This is a genomic window from Pseudomonas sp. FP453 (genome assembly GCF_030687495.1).
Classification (GTDB): domain Bacteria; phylum Pseudomonadota; class Gammaproteobacteria; order Pseudomonadales; family Pseudomonadaceae; genus Aquipseudomonas.
The window spans coordinates 374,944-391,587 of the sequence record NZ_CP117435.1; the positions used below are offsets into that span (position 1 = coordinate 374,944).

General features: G+C 61.7%; 16 protein-coding genes and 1 pseudogene. 6 read left to right on the forward strand and 11 right to left on the reverse strand.

Annotation, left to right across the window (positions count from 1 at the left end):
- Window position 1 precedes the first annotated feature (1 nt).
- Both hisF and PSH87_RS01655 read left to right on the forward strand, forming a co-directional pair.
- Window positions 2-772 carry an imidazole glycerol phosphate synthase subunit HisF gene (gene hisF / locus PSH87_RS01650; RefSeq protein ID WP_003171107.1) on the forward strand — a complete coding sequence of 257 codons (771 nt, stop codon included), beginning with the start codon at window positions 2-4 and terminating at the stop codon, window positions 770-772.
- Between the two features lie 67 nt (window positions 773-839).
- Window positions 840-1,595, forward strand: coding sequence for an ABC transporter substrate-binding protein (locus PSH87_RS01655; RefSeq protein WP_305432236.1), 756 nt, complete (start codon window positions 840-842; stop codon window positions 1,593-1,595).
- Here PSH87_RS01655 and PSH87_RS01660 read toward each other — a convergent pair.
- The 8 genes and pseudogenes from PSH87_RS01660 to gpmI form a co-directional block, all read right to left on the reverse strand.
- Window positions 1,548-1,721, reverse strand: coding sequence for a hypothetical protein (locus tag PSH87_RS01660; RefSeq protein WP_305432237.1), 174 nt, complete (start codon window positions 1,719-1,721; stop codon window positions 1,548-1,550). The two genes, PSH87_RS01655 and PSH87_RS01660, sit on opposite strands and share 48 nt — an antisense overlap.
- Window positions 1,722-1,728: 7 nt before the next feature.
- Window positions 1,729-2,823 (reverse strand): Vps62-related protein, encoded by a 1,095-nt coding sequence (locus PSH87_RS01665; protein WP_305432238.1) that lies wholly within the window; start codon window positions 2,821-2,823, stop codon window positions 1,729-1,731.
- Between the two features lie 79 nt (window positions 2,824-2,902).
- Complete coding sequence (locus tag PSH87_RS01670; RefSeq protein ID WP_305432239.1) at window positions 2,903-4,486, reverse strand: trypsin-like peptidase domain-containing protein; 1,584 nt, start codon at window positions 4,484-4,486, stop codon at window positions 2,903-2,905.
- A gap of 88 nt (window positions 4,487-4,574) precedes the next feature.
- Window positions 4,575-5,825, reverse strand: coding sequence for a Vps62-related protein (locus PSH87_RS01675; RefSeq protein WP_305432240.1), 1,251 nt, complete (start codon window positions 5,823-5,825; stop codon window positions 4,575-4,577).
- A gap of 72 nt (window positions 5,826-5,897) precedes the next feature.
- Window positions 5,898-6,680: a divergent polysaccharide deacetylase family protein gene (locus PSH87_RS01680; RefSeq protein WP_305432241.1), complete on the reverse strand. Its 783-nt coding sequence runs from the start codon at window positions 6,678-6,680 to the stop codon at window positions 5,898-5,900.
- A 1-nt stretch (window position 6,681) separates the two neighbouring features.
- Entirely contained in the window at window positions 6,682-7,989 is a 1,308-nt protein-coding gene (locus PSH87_RS01685) for a S41 family peptidase (RefSeq protein ID WP_017738358.1), read from the reverse strand.
- A 30-nt stretch (window positions 7,990-8,019) separates the two neighbouring features.
- Window positions 8,020-9,315, reverse strand: a complete 1,296-nt coding sequence (locus tag PSH87_RS01690) for a murein hydrolase activator EnvC (protein WP_305432242.1) — start codon at window positions 9,313-9,315, stop codon at window positions 8,020-8,022.
- A 259-nt stretch (window positions 9,316-9,574) separates the two neighbouring features.
- Window positions 9,575-11,102: pseudogene (gpmI, locus tag PSH87_RS01695) on the reverse strand (2,3-bisphosphoglycerate-independent phosphoglycerate mutase).
- A 151-nt stretch (window positions 11,103-11,253) separates the two neighbouring features.
- Between gpmI and PSH87_RS01700 the strand changes: the two are divergent.
- From PSH87_RS01700 to secB, 3 genes are read left to right on the forward strand one after another with little or no spacing between them, the layout of a single operon-like run.
- Entirely contained in the window at window positions 11,254-11,667 is a 414-nt protein-coding gene (locus PSH87_RS01700; RefSeq protein ID WP_017734846.1) for a rhodanese-like domain-containing protein, read from the forward strand.
- A gap of 1 nt (window position 11,668) precedes the next feature.
- Window positions 11,669-11,920 (forward strand): glutaredoxin 3, encoded by a 252-nt coding sequence (gene grxC / locus PSH87_RS01705; protein WP_017734847.1) that lies wholly within the window; start codon window positions 11,669-11,671, stop codon window positions 11,918-11,920.
- A 34-nt stretch (window positions 11,921-11,954) separates the two neighbouring features.
- Window positions 11,955-12,434, forward strand: coding sequence for a protein-export chaperone SecB (gene secB, locus PSH87_RS01710; protein ID WP_003171119.1), 480 nt, complete (start codon window positions 11,955-11,957; stop codon window positions 12,432-12,434).
- Between the two features lie 132 nt (window positions 12,435-12,566).
- On the opposite strand, the gene PSH87_RS01715 is transcribed toward secB, so the two are convergent.
- A complete protein-coding gene (locus PSH87_RS01715) occupies window positions 12,567-13,022 on the reverse strand; it encodes a tRNA (cytidine(34)-2'-O)-methyltransferase (RefSeq protein ID WP_003171120.1) in 456 nt (151 codons plus the stop codon).
- On the opposite strand from PSH87_RS01715, the gene PSH87_RS01720 reads away from it, so the two are divergent.
- Window positions 13,021-13,461: a hypothetical protein gene (locus tag PSH87_RS01720; RefSeq protein WP_305432243.1), complete on the forward strand. Its 441-nt coding sequence runs from the start codon at window positions 13,021-13,023 to the stop codon at window positions 13,459-13,461. The genes PSH87_RS01715 and PSH87_RS01720 overlap by 2 nt on opposite strands.
- 537 nt (window positions 13,462-13,998) lie before the next feature.
- On the opposite strand, the gene ntrC is transcribed toward PSH87_RS01720, so the two are convergent.
- Window positions 13,999-15,435: a nitrogen regulation protein NR(I) gene (gene ntrC / locus PSH87_RS01725; RefSeq protein ID WP_017734849.1), complete on the reverse strand. Its 1,437-nt coding sequence runs from the start codon at window positions 15,433-15,435 to the stop codon at window positions 13,999-14,001.
- Window positions 15,432-16,517 (reverse strand): nitrogen regulation protein NR(II), encoded by a 1,086-nt coding sequence (gene glnL / locus PSH87_RS01730; RefSeq protein WP_017734850.1) that lies wholly within the window; start codon window positions 16,515-16,517, stop codon window positions 15,432-15,434. The genes ntrC and glnL overlap by 4 nt, the downstream gene beginning before the upstream one ends.
- Window positions 16,518-16,644: the final 127 nt, after the last annotated feature.

The following is a 16,644-nucleotide window of genomic DNA, read 5'->3' on the forward strand; positions in this document are numbered from 1 at the left end:
CATGGCGCTGGCCAAACGCATCATCCCTTGCCTGGACGTCGACAATGGTCGCGTGGTCAAGGGCGTCAAGTTCGAGAACATCCGCGACGCCGGCGACCCGGTGGAAATCGCCCGTCGCTACGATGAGCAAGGTGCCGACGAGATTACCTTTCTCGACATCACCGCCAGCGTCGACGGCCGCGACACCACGTTGCATACCGTCGAGCGCATGGCCAGCCAGGTGTTTATCCCGCTGACCGTGGGCGGTGGCGTGCGTACCGTGCAAGACATCCGCAACCTGCTCAACGCCGGCGCGGACAAGGTCTCGATCAACACCGCCGCCGTGTTCAACCCGGAGTTCGTCGGCGAAGCCGCGCAGCACTTCGGTTCGCAATGCATCGTGGTGGCCATCGACGCCAAGAAAGTCTCCGGCCCGGGTGAAACCCCGCGTTGGGAGATCTTCACCCACGGCGGGCGCAAGCCTACCGGCTTGGACGCGGTGGAGTGGGCGATGAAGATGGAAGGCCTGGGCGCCGGTGAAATCCTGCTGACCAGCATGGACCAGGACGGCATGAAAAACGGCTTCGACCTTGGCGTCACCCGTGCCATCAGCGACGCGCTGGGGATTCCGGTGATCGCTTCCGGCGGCGTCGGCAACCTGCAGCATCTGGCTGACGGCGTCATTGAAGGCCACGCCAGTGCGGTACTGGCGGCGAGTATTTTCCACTTTGGCGAATACACCGTTCCCGAGGCAAAAGCCTACATGGCGGCGCGCGGTATCGTCGTGCGCTAAACGCTGCTGGACACCATGGCAAGTGCGCGGCACTCTCTGCGCTTGCCATGGATTCCGGTAGCCCTTCATGTTCAAACACCTGTTGCTAGCCCTTGCCAGTACGTCCATCCTTCTGACGGGGTCGGCCCACGCCGAAGCACCGTCTGGCACCGCCCTGGTGCTGCTGACGGAAAACTTCCCGCCCTACAACATGGCGAAAAACGGCAAGAACTTCGCCAAGGAAGACAACATCGAAGGCATCGCCGTGGACATCGTGCGCGAAACCTTCAACCGTGCCGGCATCTCCTACAACCTCACTCTGCGTTTTCCTTGGGAGCGAATCTACAAACTCGCCCTGGAAAAACCCGGCTACGGCGTGTTCGTGATGGCTCGCCTGCCGGACCGCGAAGCCCTGTTCAAATGGGTCGGCCCCATCGGCCCGGACGATTGGGTGCTACTGGCCAAGGCTGACAGCAAGATCCAGTTGGCCGACCTTGAACAGGCGCGTCGCTACAAGATCGGCGCCTACAAGGGCGATGCCATTGCCGAGACCCTGGAAAAGCAGGGGCTCAACCCGCTTGTGGTGTTGCGCGACCAGGACAACGCGCAAAAGCTGTTGGATGGCCAGATCGACCTCTGGGCCACGGGCGATCCGGCCGGGCGTTACCTGGCGCGCCAGGTGGGGGTCACAGGCCTGAAGACCGTACTGCGCTTCAACAGTGCCCAGTTGTACCTCGCGCTGAACAAGCAGGTGCCGGATGAGGTGGTCGCCAAGTTGCAGGCGGCGCTTGATCAGTTACGAGGTGAGGGCGTTGTCGACCGGATCATGGCCGGTTACCTCTAGCACAGGCTCCACTGCCGGTTCTTCGCTGTGCGCCGGTTCGGCAGCGGGAAACTCACTCATATAGACCTGATCGCCGTTGGTGTAGCTGACGGTGGCCGAAACCTGGCTGCCGTCCTGGCGCAGCAAGCGGTATTCACTTTGGATCAGGTACGCCGCGACGGCTTTCTTCGCCGGAACGTAGGTGATGATTTCCAGCGGTGAGGCATGGTTCCATGCCTTTGGCCGAGCGTTGGGTGTGGGAAAAAACCTGCTCAAGGTTGGCCGAGAAGCCTAGCTCGAAGGTGCGATACCTGGGCGGCCATTCGTTGCACAAGTCGACGCAGGAGGTGGAGGCCAAGGCTCTGGAGTGCCCGCCGATTTCGCCCTTGGTGGCTGTCCACATGAACGGTTGGCTGGTGGTGGCGGTGTTGTGGCCAAAACCGGCGAGAAGGTGGCGATCGTTCCGCTCCAGGCGATAGATGGGGGAGGTTTGCAGTTGCTCGATGGCACTCAGCTCCGGATCTTTTACGCTGAACCAGGGCAGCTCGCACACTTGCGGTGTAGACACAATTTGCTGGTCTGCGGGGCTTTCGTAGCCAGTGAGGGCGGGCGCCGGCAGGGGCTCGCGCAGTTGTGCGGCCAGTGCCAGGCGCAGGGTGTAGGCCGGCAGGGTGGGTTTGGTGTAGCGGGCGTTACCGATAAACGTACCTGGCGCCAGGTGAAGTTCTCCGGGGGCTGCGTCCGGTGGCGTTATCGTCCAGGCGCTGAAGTCGTTGGGCGCGCCACTGCCTTTGTCGCTCCAGATCAATTGGCCGGGTTGGGCGCTCGCTACCAGGTCAGCACGGACACAACGTACGGCATTGCGCGAGGGCTTTTCGTAGCCCACGCCGCACACCTGGCCCATCGCCGCATAGCCTTCCGGTGCCAGCGGCTGCCAGATGGAGAAATCGGTGCGGGCACCTGAGCCGGTATCCTTCCAGACCAATTCATAGTCATCCGGCGGGCGCAACGCGGTGCCGTTGAGCTTATCGGCTTCACTGACGACAGCGACGATCCTGCGCTGGTTGATATTGCGGTAGCTGTTTGTGGCGACATCCCCCAGCGAGAAAAACTGGCCCAGCGCGTCGGCGGCGTTGCTGGGCCGCCACAGGCCTATGGCGGTGTGGGCGCCCGATCCCTTGTCGTTCCATAGCGGCAGGAACTCGCTGGTAAAGCTGATGAGCAGGTCTTTGAATTGCAGTGGGTTCATCGGTGAACTCTCCAGAGGGTTGGAAGGCTCACTATCGATGACGCCAGGCAGCGGCAGGCAGTAGCTATTTAGGGCGTATTCAGCGCGGTTTAAGCAAATCGACCCGCAGGGTCGAGGGCTGGTCTGCCTGGTCGAATGCATAGGTACAGATCTTGATGGGGGTGTTTCTGACGTTGATCACTTGGGCGAATTTCTCCGGCGGCATGGCGGGGAAGTCATTGAGTGGATACACCAGCTCGATGGGCTCCTCGTCGTCCTCGCTCGCTGGCGGGGTGGGAATCGGCAAGAAGCCTGCAGGACGAAGGCAATCGGTAGTTGCCGCCGGCCCATATTTATAGGTGTATCGCTGCATGAACGGCGGCGCCAGGTTCCAGATCACGGTATAAGCACCGAGGCCAAGCCGGTCCAGGCTGATGGTCAGGTTAGGCGTACGTGCAGGACCCGGTTCGGCGAGCTCAACTGCCAGCGTCAAGGCATTGCGCATCATGCCATTGGTGACCTGTTGCTCGGCGGATTCGACCCCAACGATGCAGAGCATGTGCATGCCAGTCTGTGGGCCTATGGCGTCGGTGATATGCGCCTTGTCGGCGTTGATCGGCGTGCTGTAGTGCACAGGGTTTTCGCAGTCAATGGCACGCCGTGTGGCCTTGTAGCGGTACAGCGGCGTGTTGGTGGTGAAGGTCAGGTTCCAGCGAGGCACGATGTCCTTGCCTTTGCTGCCGGATTTCTTGATGAAGTATTGCTGGATCGGTTCCGGGTTGTTGAAGGTGATCGTGGTGGTCGGGAAAAGCTCGCAGTGCTCACTGTCAGCTTCCAGTACCCCGGCGGTGAAGCATTTATTGAGAAAGGTCGTCGGGCTGCCGTAATTGGTTTCTGCATGCCACGAGGGGTGGCCGTCACGGACCTCGCATGGGGCGTCCCGCTGGCATTTTCGCTCTTCGGGCTGCCCCTTGGTGCTGGTGCTGAGAATGCCAAACAGGGTATTGGTTGCCCGGTCGAGCAATGGCCCGCCAAAGCTGCCGCGCTCAACGCCTTCGCATTGGTTTTTCATGGTGACCCGCCATACGAACGGCTGCTCCACCAGTTCCCTGGAGCTTTGCTGGACGCATGCCGAAAGGTGCAGCGTGTCCCATTCCGGGGCCGTCAGCGCGAGGATGTCGTTGCCATCGGCGGGTACTTCTTCGGCGAGTTTGAGTGGGGCAATACCGTCCTTGAGCAATGCAGCCAAGGGGGCCTGCAACTCGATAATCGCCAGGTCCATGCCCTGGCTGCTGCCCCATTTCAAGGTTTTGAGCGGGTAGGTCTTGATCGACTCCAAGGTGTCGTCGAAATAGTTGAAGCTGACGCTGCCCTTGATCGGCAGGTCTTTTTGCACTGCGCCATTGAGGCGATGCAGGCAGTGGCTGCTGGTGAGCACATACGCCGGGCCGGACTTTCCGGTGGCGCCCCGGGTGTCCAGAAGCGTTGCGGTGCACAGGGTTTGGGCCTCGTTCCTGATGCGGCCGACCCCATTCCAATGGCTGTGCTCGTTTCGGGCATTGGTGAGCAAGCGCGCTGGGCTGGCGTTCGGCAGGCCTTCACCAAAATCAGTGGGCGCGGCCATCAGCGTGCTGGGCAGGCTGGCGAGCAGCAGGCCGTAAAGGGCGATGTGGGGGATATTCATGAAGCGTCCTGTAAGAGTGGGTCGAAGTGCCCACTATTCAGGACGCAAGGTGAGGGCAAGCGGTACTTATCTAGATGTATCTGAGGGCTCACTCTAGGCTGGGCGGTTGTTCGATGGGCGTGCAGCTCACAGTCACTTCACGTTCTGGCGTCGGCGGGAATTCGCTCCAATACACGCTATTGCCGTCGGTATAGCTGATGCTCGTGGATATTTGCCCATTATCTCGGCGTAGCAGGCGGTAATCACTCTGGATCAAATACACCGCCACGGCTTTTTGGCTGGGCACTACGGCGGTCACTTTCAGGGACGTGGTTGTGCTCCAGCCAATGGAGGATGTCTTGGTGTGGGTGACGCTGTTGTTGAACTTGGCGGAGAACTTTATCGAGTTCTTGAATACGCTGAATTGCCACTCGAAGCCCACTTCGACGAGGGTTGTGTCAGAGAGCGTATGGGAGTGCCCGCCACTTTCGCCGTGAGTGGCCGTCCAATCGAAGGCTTGTGTCACCGAACTGGTGTTGTGGCCAAACCCGACCAGGATAAAACGATCAGACCGCTCCAGGCGGTATTCAGGTGACAGCCTTAGCTGCTCGTGGTTTTGCAGGTTTGGGTCTTTCACAATGAACCATGGCAAGCGCGTGATGTAGGTCACGCTGCTGGGTTCGACACTGGGTGGTTTGTTGAAGTTGGCAAGTGCTGGCACCGGGGAAGGCGTGAAAGCTTCCAGCGGCATCTGCATGCGCAGCGCGTGCGCGTTGATGTGGATGTCCGGCTTTTCGTAGCTGGGCACACCGATGAAGGTGCCGGATGAGAAGTACAACTCCCCGGATGCGGCCTTCGGCGGTTGAACGGACCAGGCACTGAAGTCGCTGTCGCCGCCGCTGCCCCGGTCGTTCCAGATCATGTCGCCGACATAGGACGCGATCACCAGGTCAGCCCTGATGCATCGCATGGTGCTCAATAACGGCTTTTCATAACCGAGGGTGCATAACATGCCGAGCGCCACGTAGCCCTCTGGGGCGATGGGTTTCCAGATGGCGCCGTGCGTATCCGCACCGGTGCCGGTGTCGCTCCAGAGGCGCTGGTAGTCCACGGGCGGGCGCAGGGCAGTGCCGTCAGGCCCGTTGGCGTCGCTCACTATCGCGACAATGCGGTTTCTCACGATGCTGTTGTAATCGCTGCTGGCGAAGTCCCCGAGAATGTGAAAGCCATGAAAATGCTCGGTAGGAATCGGCCGCCAGTAGCTGACCGACAGTTGGGCGCCGGAGCCCCGATCATTCCACAGTGGGGTGAAGTCGCTGGTGAAGTTGATCAGCAAATCTTTGAAGATCAGCGAGTCCATAGGGTTGGGTTCCTTTTGCATCAATAGCCGAAGGACCCACTATTCAGGACGCGCGGAGAACGGGGGCGGTACTTATCTAGCGGGGCGGTAGGTGCCGTCCTTGCCATGCCCAGCCATGGCTTGGTTGCTGCGCACGCTGATCATCAGCTTGATGTCGATCCAGTCGACGCCCTGGGCCTTGAGCTTGGGCAGCTCGCGCTCCAGCACCGCCAAGGTCTGCGGGTACGGATGGCCGATCATCACTGCCGAGCCCTGCTTGTGGGCCAGCTTGATTGCGGTCTGCAATTGCGTGGTGATGGCCGCTTCGGTGCGCTCGTCATCCAGGAACACGTCCCGCGAGACGCTGGCCAGGCCGATCTTCTGTGCTTCGGCGGCGGCCACGGTTTGTGCGCTGGTGCGGCTGTCGACAAAGAACTTGTTGCGCCGTTGCAACTCGGCCATCAGCCAGGCCATGGCTGCCGGTTGCGCCGTCATGCGGCTGCCCATGTGGTTGTTGATGCCGGCGGTGTAGGGCACGGCCTTGAACGCGGCGTCCAGGCGTTTGCCGAGCTCTTCGATGGGCAGCTCGGGGTGCCAGGCGAACGGGCCGGTGGCTGGGTCCATGGGCATGTGCAGGATGACGATCTTGCCGGCCTTGTGGGCTTCGCGGGCGAATTCGGCGGCGTGGGGCGTGTCGGGCATGATCGCCGTGGTCACCGGCCCAGGCAGGGCCAGCACACGACGATCCCGGGGCAGGTTTTGCCCGAGGTCGTCGATGATGAGGGTCAGGTAGGCTTTGTGCGATTCGCTGGCCGGCGCCGCGTGAGCGACTCCGGCCAGGCTGCACAGCACAGCGATGATCAGGGCAAAACGCATATCAACGGCTGCGGGTGATGCTCAAGCCCTTGAGCAGGCTCAGCGCCTGGGCCAGTTGGTAGTCATCGTCCTGCGGCATTGGCTTGGCTTTGGCGGCGCTGCCGGTTGGCTGGTCGGCACCGCCGTTGCCATTGCCCAGGTGACCTTGCAGGTCCGCCTCTTTGTAGTACTCGCTGTCGGCCTCGTTGGTGATCTTGGCCTTGCGCACTTCGATGTCCGGCACGATGCCCTGGGCCTGGATCGAGCGGCCGTTCGGCGTGTAGTACAGCGCGGTGGTGATCTTCAGGGCGCGGTCGTTGTTCAGCGGCAGCACGGTTTGCACCGAGCCTTTGCCGAAGCTGGTGGTGCCCATCAGCACGCCGCGTTTCTGGTCTTGCAGGGCACCGGCGACGATTTCCGACGCCGAGGCGCTGCCGCCGTTGATCAGCACGGCCAATGGCACGTTTTCGCTGAGGTCGTTGCCGGTGGCCGAGAAGCGCAGCTCGGAGTTGGCGATACGGCCCTTGGTGTACACGATCAAGCCCTTGGTGATGAAGTGATCGACCACTTCCACCGCCGCCTGCAACACGCCGCCCGGGTTGTTGCGCAGGTCGAGCACGATGCCGTTGAGTTTCTTGCCGTTGTCCTTGCGCAGCTTGGCCAGGGCCTTGGCCACTTCGTCGCCGGTCTTGACCTGGAACTGGGTGATGCGGATGTAGCCGTAGCCCGACTCCAGCAGCTGGCTCTTCACGCTCTTGACCACAATGGTCGCGCGGGTCAGCGTCACGTCGAACGGCGTGCCGCCATCGCGCACCAGGGTCAGGGTGATTTTCTGGCCGATCTTGCCGCGCATCTTGTCGACGGCTTCGGTCATGGTCTGGCCACGGGTCGGCTGGCCGTTGATCTTGACGATAAAGTCACCGGCCTGGATGCCTGCCTTGGATGCCGGGGTGTCGTCGATGGGCGAGACCACCTTGACGTTGCCGTCTTCGGAGCCGACTTCAATGCCCAGGCCGCCGAACTCACCGCTGGTGCTTTCCTGCAGTTCGGCGAAATCTTCCGGGCCGAGGTAGGCGGAGTGCGGGTCGAGGTTGCTGAGCATGCCCTTGATGGCATTTTCCAGCAGGGTCTTGTCGTCTACGGGGTCGACATAAGCTGCCTTGATCCGGTCCATGACCTCGGCAAAGGTGCGCAGCTCGTCCAGCGGCAGTGGCGCCTTGGTGGTCACTGCAGGTGCAGCCGGTGCGGCCGGTGCGGCGAAAGCCAGGGGCGCGCCGATCACCAGGGCGATGGTCAGGGCCAGCGAAGTGAGGCGGGACAAATGCAGCATGTCGAACGAACTCCTAATGTAGATGCGGCCCTATCCTTGGGAACGGCACCATTGTGCAGGATCGCTCGGGCGGCCCTGCTGACGAATAGCGAAGTACAGCGCCGGGGTATCCTGGCCACCACTGTTACCGACAGTGGAGATGGATTCACCGGCTTTTACAACATCACCTGCCGACTTGAGTAAAGTCTGATTGTGGCCGTAAAGGCTCAAATAGCCATTACCGTGGTCCAAAATCACCAACAAACCGGCGCCCCGCAGCCAATCGGCAAACACCACACGGCCACCGTGGACGGCGTGGACCTGGCTGCCGGAGGAGGCGCTGATCATCACCCCATCCCACTTGGCACGGGTGTCATCGCCACGGGTTTCACCGAAGCGTGCCAGTAGTCGACCATCAACTGGCCATGGAAGTTTGCCGCGGGCTGAAGCAAAAGGGCCGCCGAAGTTCTCGCCGGCGCTGGAAACCAGCGGGCCAGGGGCTGCATGCGCCGGTTTACGCGGCGCCGGAGCATCCGTGGTGGCGGCCAGCTCGGCCTCACGCTGACGCTTTTTTTCGGCTTCCTGCTGGGCGATCAGCGCTTTCTGGCGCGCTTCTTCGGCCTCACGTGCCTGGCGGGCCAGGGTTTCTTCGATGGTTTTGAGGACTTTGCCCAGGTCGGCCTGGTCCTGCTCGCGGGCCTGGAGCTTGGCGTCGCGGGCCTTCACGTCGTCATTGAGCTTGGCCAGGGCCTGCTGGCGTTCCTTGCGCACCTGTTCCAACTGATCGCGCTGGGTGTCGAGGGCGGTCTTCTGGTCGAGCAGCTGTGATTGCTGGTCGGCGATTTCCTGCTCGACGTTGGCCAGCTGGCGCAGGGTCTCGTTGAAACCCTTCAGTTGCGCGAGACGCGCCTGGCTCAGGTAGTCGTAATAGGTGAGGGTGCGCGCAAATTTTTCCGGATTCTGCTGGTTCAGCAGCAGCTTGAGGTATTCCTGGCGGCCGCTCTGGTAGGCGGCACGGGCCTGGATTGCGATCAGGCGTTGCTGTTCAACGCGTGCGCCCTGGAGTTTTTTTTTCTCAGCGTCGAGTCGCTCCAGTTCCGACTCGCTCTTCTTTAATTCTTTTTGCAGCTCCTGGACCTGCTTCTCCAGCTTGCCCATCTCGGTTTCCGTACCGCGCAGGTCTTTCTGCACCCCGGATTTTTCTTCCTGGAGCTTGCCGAGCAGCTTTTTCAGCTCGGTAATGTCCTGACGCGTAGCGTCCAACTGTTGTTGGGTTTGTGCGCGCTCATCGGCAAACGCCGGTTGGAGCAGGCAGACAAGGGCAAGGGGAATCAAGGCGCGAAGCATAGAGGCGGGCGACACCAGGGAAATGGACGGCCTAGTATGCCCGCCAACTGCTGCAAAAAAAACGTCCAATTCGGGCTGGGGGCCAAGATAGGTGCCGAGTGGCGGGGGTATGGCTAAAAGACATCTCTGAAAGCTGTGCAAAACAAATGTGGGAGCGGGCTTGCCCGCGATGGCGGTGGGTCAGCCACATAAATGGCTACTGATCTGCCGCTATCGCGGGCAAGCCCGCTCCCACACTGTTATGTGGTGTATCCGAGATTTAGACCAGGATCGAGGTGCCGGTCATCTCAGCCGGCTTCTCCAGCCCCATCAGCTTCAGCATGGTTGGCGCCACATCGGCCAGCACGCCACCCTCACGTACTTTCAGATCACGCTTGCCGACGTAGATGAACGGCACCGGTTCGGTTGTATGGGCGGTATGGGCTTGGCCGGTGGATTCGTCGGACATCTTGCTCGCAGTTGCCGTGGTCAGCGGTGATCAGCGCTTCGCCGCCGACTTTTTCCAGCGCTTCGGCGATGCGGCCGACGCACTCGTCCAGGCATTCCACGGCCTTGGTCGCGGCGGCGAGGTTGCCGCTGTGGCCGACCATGTCGCCGTTGGCGTAGTTGACCACGATCACGTCATAACGCTGGTGTTCGATGGCGTCGACGATCTTGTCGGTGACTTCCGGCGCGCTCATTTCCGGCTGCAGGTCGTAGGTGGCGACTTTGGGCGACGGGATCAGGATGCGCTCTTCGCCCGGGAACGGTTCTTCACGACCGCCGGAGAAGAAGAAGGTCACGTGGGCGTATTTTTCGGTTTCGGCGATGCGCAGCTGGGTCTTGCCGTTTTTCGCCAGGTAGTCGCCCAGCACGTTTTCCAGGCTGCCCGGCGCAAAAGCGGCAGGGGCCGGGATGCTGGCGGCGTATTGGGTCAGGCCGACGTAGTGGACTTTCGGCTGGCGCGCGCGCTCGAACTCGCTGAAACCGTCTTCGACAAACACCCGGCTCAACTCGCGGGCGCGGTCGGCGCGGAAGTTCATGAAGATCACGGCGTCGCCGTCTTCCACTTTGACCGGCTCGCCGATGGTGGTGGCCTTGACGAATTCATCGCTCTCGCCACGGGCGTAGGCGGCTTCCAGGCCTTCCTGGGCAGTGGCGGCGTTGAATTCGGCCTGGCCGTCGACGATCAGGTTGTAGGCCTGGGACACGCGATCCCAACGGTTGTCGCGGTCCATGGCGAAATAGCGGCCGACCAGGCTGGCGATGCGGCCTTTGCCCAGGGCGGCAAAGGTGGCGTCCAGCAGTTCGATGGACGATTGCGCGCTTTTCGGCGGGGTGTCGCGGCCGTCGAGGAAGGCGTGCAGGTAGATCTTGTCGGCGCCGCGCTTGAAGGCCAGTTCGGCCATGGCGACCAGGTGGTCCTGGTGGCTGTGGACGCCGCCATCGGACAACAGGCCCATGAAGTGCACGGCCTTGCCGGCAGCCACGGCTTTATCGACGGCGGCGCAGATGGTCGGGTTCTCGAAGAACTCGCCATCGCGGATCGCTTTGGTCACGCGGGTGAAGTCTTGATAGACCACTCGTCCGGCGCCGAGATTCATGTGGCCGACTTCCGAGTTGCCCATCTGGCCGTCCGGCAGGCCCACGTCCATGCCGGAACCGGAGATCAGGCCATTGGGCATCGTCGCGGTCAGGCGGTCGAGGACGGGCTTCCTGGCCGCGTATACCGCGTTGTCGTGGTGGCTTTCACTGTGTCCGAAGCCATCGAGAATTATCAGGACCAAAGGTTTAGGCGTAGTAGTCATAGATCCTCTCGTGGCGGTAATAAAGGAAGGCGATTGAAAAGGGAGTGGCAGTTTAAAGCGAAGTTCCGACCGCGTCACCGCTTTACGGGGGTTGGCCCCCCCCGGCGGCTGTGTATACTTACCGCCATTTTAACGCCCTGGAACCTCCTTGATGGTTGATCACCTGATTGCATTTGCCACTGCCCACTATCTGCTCGTGGGTGCCTTCGTCATCCTGCTGGCGCTGCTGATCGCTCACGAGATGAGCCGTGGTGGCCGCAGCCTGAGCACAGCGGAGCTGACCGCGCTGGTCAACAAGGATGAGGCCGTTGTCGTGGACATCCGCCCGGCCAAGGATTTTGCCGCCGGCCATATCGTCGGTGCCCTGAACATTCCACAGGATAAGCTGATCGCGCGCCTGGCCGAGCTGGAAAAACACAAGGCCAAGACCATCATCCTGGTCGATGCCCAGGGCCAGCACGCCGGCACCCACGCCCGCGAAATGCTCAAGGCCGGTTTCACCGCCGCCAAGCTGTCCGGCGGTATCGGCAGTTGGAAAGCCGATAACCTCCCGCTGGTGAAGTGATATGAGCCAGGTTGTCGTGTATTCCAGCGATTGGTGCCCTTACTGCATGCGGGCCAAGGCCTTGCTGGAGAAGAAGGGCGTTGCCTTCGAAGAAATCAAGGTCGATGGCAAACCCCAGGTGCGTGCCGAAATGGCCCAGAAGGCGGGGCGCACGTCCGTGCCGCAGATCTGGATCGGCGCCAAGCACATCGGTGGCTGCGACGACCTGTTTGCCCTTGAGCGCGCCGGCAAGCTGGATGCGCTGCTCGCCTAACCCCTAAAAGACCCCAAGATCACAAGGATCTGCGATGACTGACCAACAGAACACCGAAGCTGCGCAAGACCAAGGCCCACAGTTCTCGCTGCAGCGCATCTACGTGCGTGACCTGTCGTTCGAAGCGCCGAAAAGCCCGGCGATCTTCCGCCAGGAATGGACCCCAAGCGTTGCGCTGGACCTGAACACCCGTCAAAAGGCACTGGAAGGCGACTTCCACGAAGTCGTGCTGACCCTGTCGGTGACCGTGAAGAACGGCGAAGAAGTCGCCTTCATCGCTGAAGTGCAACAGGCCGGTATCTTCCTGATCCAGGGCCTGGACGAAGCGTCCATGAGCCACACCCTGGGCGCGTTCTGCCCGAACATCCTGTTCCCGTATGCCCGTGAGACCCTGGACAGCCTGGTCACCCGTGGCTCGTTCCCGGCGCTGATGCTGGCACCGGTGAACTTTGATGCCCTGTACGCGCAAGAGCTGCAGCGCATGCAACAGGAAGGTTCGTCGACTGTTCAGTAAGCGGTTCTGAACAGCGACACCGATCAAATGTGGGAGCGGGCTTGCTCGCGAATGCGGTACTTCAGTCGACATCTTCATTGACTGACACACCGCTTTCGCGAGCAAGCCCGCTCCCACATTTTGTTTTGTGTATTACTTGAAACCGAGTTGACGCCAGCCTTCATAGACAGCGACGGCCACGGTGTTGGACAGGTTCAAGCTGCGGCACCCTTCACGCATCGGCAACCGCAAGCGATGACCATCGGGCAGGGCATCCAGCACCTCAGCCGGCAGACCGCGACTCTCAGGGCCAAACAGGAAGGCATCCCCTTCGGCAAAGCTGGCATCATGAAACGGTCGCGAACCCTTGGTGGTGAACGCGAACAGCCGTGGGTGCCCCAGGCTTTCCAGGCAGCTGGCCAGGTCGGCGTGGCGCTTGAGCGTGGCGTACTCGTGGTAGTCCAGCCCGGCGCGGCGCAGGCGCTTGTCGTCCATGTCGAAGCCCAGGGGCTCGATCAAATGCAGGTGGCAGCCACTGTTGGCGCACAGCCTGATAACGTTGCCGGTATTCGGCGGAATTTCTGGTTGAAAAAGGATGACGTGAAACATGCACGGCTCCGAAGGTAAAGATGCGCTGCATTCTACTCCCGAAGAGGACCCAAGACCGAAGCTAATGCCGAGGGTCATGGGCTCTTTGGCGATTGTCGGCATGATGGTGGGGCTGATGATTGGTCGCCTGACCACTGCGGACCCCATCGAACTGCAACAGGTCGAGACGGCGGCGGACGGCGTGGTGGTGTGGTTCAACAGCGAACCCAAGCTGCACGGCGAGCATGTCGACGGCACCGTGGCGCTGCTGTTCGACGCCCAGGGCAAGGCGGCCAGTGGGCAACTCAAGGTCAATGACAAGGACGTGAACTGGCGCATCCGCAAGACCGATGGCGGCCTGCTGCTGAACCTGGTGGCGGCTCGGCCGTTGCGCGGGGAGTGGAAGGGCGAGAAGGCCGAAGGCCGCTGGCGGTTGGAGATCCATCTCCAGGAGCAATAAAAGAGGGAGTTCCCGGCCTGCCTGTACCAGGGCTCCCAAAACGGGCTGAAGCCGCACGGGCTTCGGTGTTAAAGAGGGAATCCCCGGCCTGCCTGTACCAAGGTTCCCCAAAGCGGTGTGGAGCGCGACGCGGTTCGCATCGAGCACCCCGGGTGTAAAGAGGGGATTCTCGGCCTGCCTGTACCAAGGTCCCCGAAACTGGGTTGTACGAGGGTTATTGCAGGGGGCGTGCCAGAGTGGCCAGGTTGTGCAAAAAACTTTTTACAGAAAGCGCAAAGCCCCGGAATACGGGGCTTTGGTGTTTTTGGTTTTCAGGTTTTTATCAGCGACGCTGAAGTTTCATGTGTTGGTTCCATGCCCAATGCCGGTTCATGGTGCCTTGAAGCGGTGCACAGTATTGGCTCCAGCACAAAACAACTGTGGGAGCTGGCTTGCCTGCGATAGCGGTGTATCAGCCAGCATTTTCAGTGGCTGACACGGCGCTATCGCGGGCAAGCCCGCTCCCACATTGGATTTTCGGTGGAGGTGAGAGAGATGTCAGGCGTCATCGCCCTCGTCATCATCGCCGCCATCGACCTTCATCCCCAATTCCTTGATCTTGCGCGTCAAGGTATTGCGGCCCCAGCCCAGCAGCACAGCCGCATCGCGACGACGACCAGCGGTGTGCTTGAGGGCCGTCTCGATCATGATCCGCTCAAACGCCGGCACCGCGCTGTCCAGCAGGTTCGACTGGCCGCGTGCCAATGCCTGGTCGGCCCACTGACGCAGCGCCTGCTCCCAGTTGGTCACCGGCGCCGAGTCCTGCGGCAGGCTCAACAGTTCCGGTGGCAGGTCGCTGATATGCACTTCGCGGCCGGACGCCATCACCGTGATCCAGCGGCAGGTGTTCTCCAGCTGGCGCACGTTGCCCGGCCATGGCAGGTTTTTCAGGTACTCCTCGGTCTCGCTTTTCAGCAGCTTCGGCTCGACGGCCAGCTCCTGGGCGGCGCGGCTGAGGAAGTGGCGGGCGAGGGTCGGGATGTCCTCGCGACGGTCCGACATGCGCGGGATGTGGATGCGGATCACGTTGAGGCGGTGGAACAAGTCTTCACGGAACTTGCCCGCGTGTACCAGGGTTTCCAGGTTCTGGTGGGTCGCCGCGATGATGCGCACGTCGACCTTGACCGGCGTGTGCCCGCCCACGCGATAGAACTCGCCGTCCGCCAGCACACGCAGCAGGCGGGTCTGGGTGTCGGCCGGCATGTCGCCGATTTCATCGAGGAACAGCGTGCCGCCGTCGGCCTGTTCAAAGCGCCCGCGCCGCAGGTTGGCCGCGCCGGTGAACGCGCCTTTCTCGTGGCCGAACAACTCGGACTCCATCAAGTCCTTGGGAATCGCCGCCATGTTTAGCGCGATAAACGGCGACGCCGCCCGTGGGCTGTGCCGGTGCAGGGCGTGGGCCACCAGTTCTTTACCGGTGCCGGATTCGCCGTTGATCAGCACGGTGATGTTGGAATGGCTCAAGCGCCCGATGGCGCGAAACACTTCCTGCATCGCCGGCGCTTCACCGATGATCTCCGGGGTGCGGGTCAGGGCCGGTGGGGCTTCCTGGCTTTGCTGTTCCTGGGCGTGCTGGTTGGCGCGCTTGACCAGCGCCACCGCCTCGTCCACGTCGAACGGCTTGGGCAGGTATTCAAAGGCGCCGCCCTGGTAGGACGCGACAGCGCTGTCCAGGTCCGAGTGCGCGGTCATGATGATCACCGGCAGGCGCGGGTGCTGCTCGCGAATGCGGGCCAGCAGGTCCAGGCCACTGGCGCCGGGCATGCGGATGTCGGAGATGATCACGTCGGGCTGCTGGCGTGCCAGGCGGCTCATCACGCCGTCGGCGCTGTCGAAGCTCTGGGTGGTCATGCCTTCCTGTTGCAAGGCTTTCTCGAGGACCCAGCGGATAGAACGGTCGTCATCGACGATCCAGACAGTTTCACTACGGCTCATGTCGATGGGGCTCCTTGTTCCAGTGGCAGAAAGATCGAGAACGTGGTGTGGCCAGGATGGCTCTCACATTCGATCAGACCCTGGTGCTGGCTGATGATGTTCTGGGTAATGGCCAGGCCCAGCCCGGTACCGTCCGGGCGGCCGCTGACCATGGGAAAGAAAATGGTTTCCTGGAGTTCCGCAGGAATGCCCGGGCCGTTGTCGATGATCTCGACCTTGGTCACCAGGCGATGGCGCACATGGCCGATGGTGAACTGGCGCAGGGCGCGGGTGCGCAGGCTGATGCGGCCCAGGCGCAGCTCGTTCTGGCTGCTGATGGCCTGCATGGCGTTGCGCACGATATTGAGCACCGCCTGGATCATCTGTTCGCGGTCGATCAACACGTCGGGAATGCTTGGGTCGTAGTCGCGCACCAAAGTGATGCAGCCCTGGCTTTCGGCCTCGACCAGTTGGCAGACGCGCTCCAGCACTTCGTGCACGTTGGTCATCGCCAGGGACGGCAGCTTGTTGGAGCCGAGCATGCGGTCCACCAGGTTACGCAGGCGGTCGGCTTCCTCGATGATGACGTTGGTGTAGTCCTTGAGGTTCTCGTCGGGCAGCTCACGGGCCAGCAGCTGCGCCGCGCCGCGAATGCCGCCGAGCGGGTTCTTGATCTCATGGGCCAGGCCGCGCACCAGCATCTTGCTGGTCTCCTGCTTGGACAGCTGCGCTTCTTCCTTGGTGATGCGCAGCAGGCGGTCGCGGGGGTGCACTTCGAGCAACAGCAGGGTCGTGCCGTTGCTGAGGATCGGGGTCACGGCGTAATCGACGGTCAGCGTCTGGCCGGTGAGGGCGGTGAGCATCGCTTCGCGCTTGGTAAACGGGTGTGCCTGCTCCACCGCCTGGCGCAACGAGCTCAAGGCCTCGGCCGACTCGGTGAACAGTTCGCTGATGAACTGCCCATGGCTGCGCTGGCCGCTGATGGCCAGGAGCATCTCCGCCGCCGGGTTCATGTACTCAAGGCGCAGGTCGTCATTGAGCAGGATGGTCGCGGTGGTCAGGTTGTCGAGTAGCAAACGGTGCAGTGCATCGCTGATGGTCATCAGGACCTCTTTTGGAGCAAGGCGCGGGCTTGAGGCACGCGCTGATACAAGGAAAATGCAAAAACCAAACCAAGGCTCCGAAAAGAAGCGTAAATGCCCTGGAATGGGGGTTTAGGGCGCGAATCTG

What these genes read in the sequence shown, in the direction of transcription:
- hisF (WP_003171107.1), top strand. Translation starts at nt 2, where the DNA reads ATGGCGCTGGCCAAACGCATCATCCCTTGCCTGGACGTCGACAATGGT.
- PSH87_RS01655 (WP_305432236.1), top strand. Translation starts at nt 840, where the DNA reads ATGTTCAAACACCTGTTGCTAGCCCTTGCCAGTACGTCCATCCTTCTG.
- PSH87_RS01665 (WP_305432238.1), bottom strand. Translation starts at nt 2,823, where the DNA reads ATGAACCCACTGCAATTCAAAGACCTGCTCATCAGCTTTACCAGCGAG.
- PSH87_RS01670 (WP_305432239.1), bottom strand. Translation starts at nt 4,486, where the DNA reads ATGAATATCCCCCACATCGCCCTTTACGGCCTGCTGCTCGCCAGCCTG.
- PSH87_RS01675 (WP_305432240.1), bottom strand. Translation starts at nt 5,825, where the DNA reads ATGGACTCGCTGATCTTCAAAGATTTGCTGATCAACTTCACCAGCGAC.
- PSH87_RS01680 (WP_305432241.1), bottom strand. Translation starts at nt 6,680, where the DNA reads ATGCGTTTTGCCCTGATCATCGCTGTGCTGTGCAGCCTGGCCGGAGTC.
- PSH87_RS01685 (WP_017738358.1), bottom strand. Translation starts at nt 7,989, where the DNA reads ATGCTGCATTTGTCCCGCCTCACTTCGCTGGCCCTGACCATCGCCCTG.
- PSH87_RS01690 (WP_305432242.1), bottom strand. Translation starts at nt 9,315, where the DNA reads ATGCTTCGCGCCTTGATTCCCCTTGCCCTTGTCTGCCTGCTCCAACCG.
- PSH87_RS01700 (WP_017734846.1), top strand. Translation starts at nt 11,254, where the DNA reads ATGGTTGATCACCTGATTGCATTTGCCACTGCCCACTATCTGCTCGTG.
- grxC (WP_017734847.1), top strand. Translation starts at nt 11,669, where the DNA reads ATGAGCCAGGTTGTCGTGTATTCCAGCGATTGGTGCCCTTACTGCATG.
- secB (WP_003171119.1), top strand. Translation starts at nt 11,955, where the DNA reads ATGACTGACCAACAGAACACCGAAGCTGCGCAAGACCAAGGCCCACAG.
- PSH87_RS01720 (WP_305432243.1), top strand. Translation starts at nt 13,021, where the DNA reads ATGCACGGCTCCGAAGGTAAAGATGCGCTGCATTCTACTCCCGAAGAG.
- PSH87_RS01715 (WP_003171120.1), bottom strand. Translation starts at nt 13,022, where the DNA reads ATGTTTCACGTCATCCTTTTTCAACCAGAAATTCCGCCGAATACCGGC.
- ntrC (WP_017734849.1), bottom strand. Translation starts at nt 15,435, where the DNA reads ATGAGCCGTAGTGAAACTGTCTGGATCGTCGATGACGACCGTTCTATC.
- glnL (WP_017734850.1), bottom strand. Translation starts at nt 16,517, where the DNA reads ATGACCATCAGCGATGCACTGCACCGTTTGCTACTCGACAACCTGACC.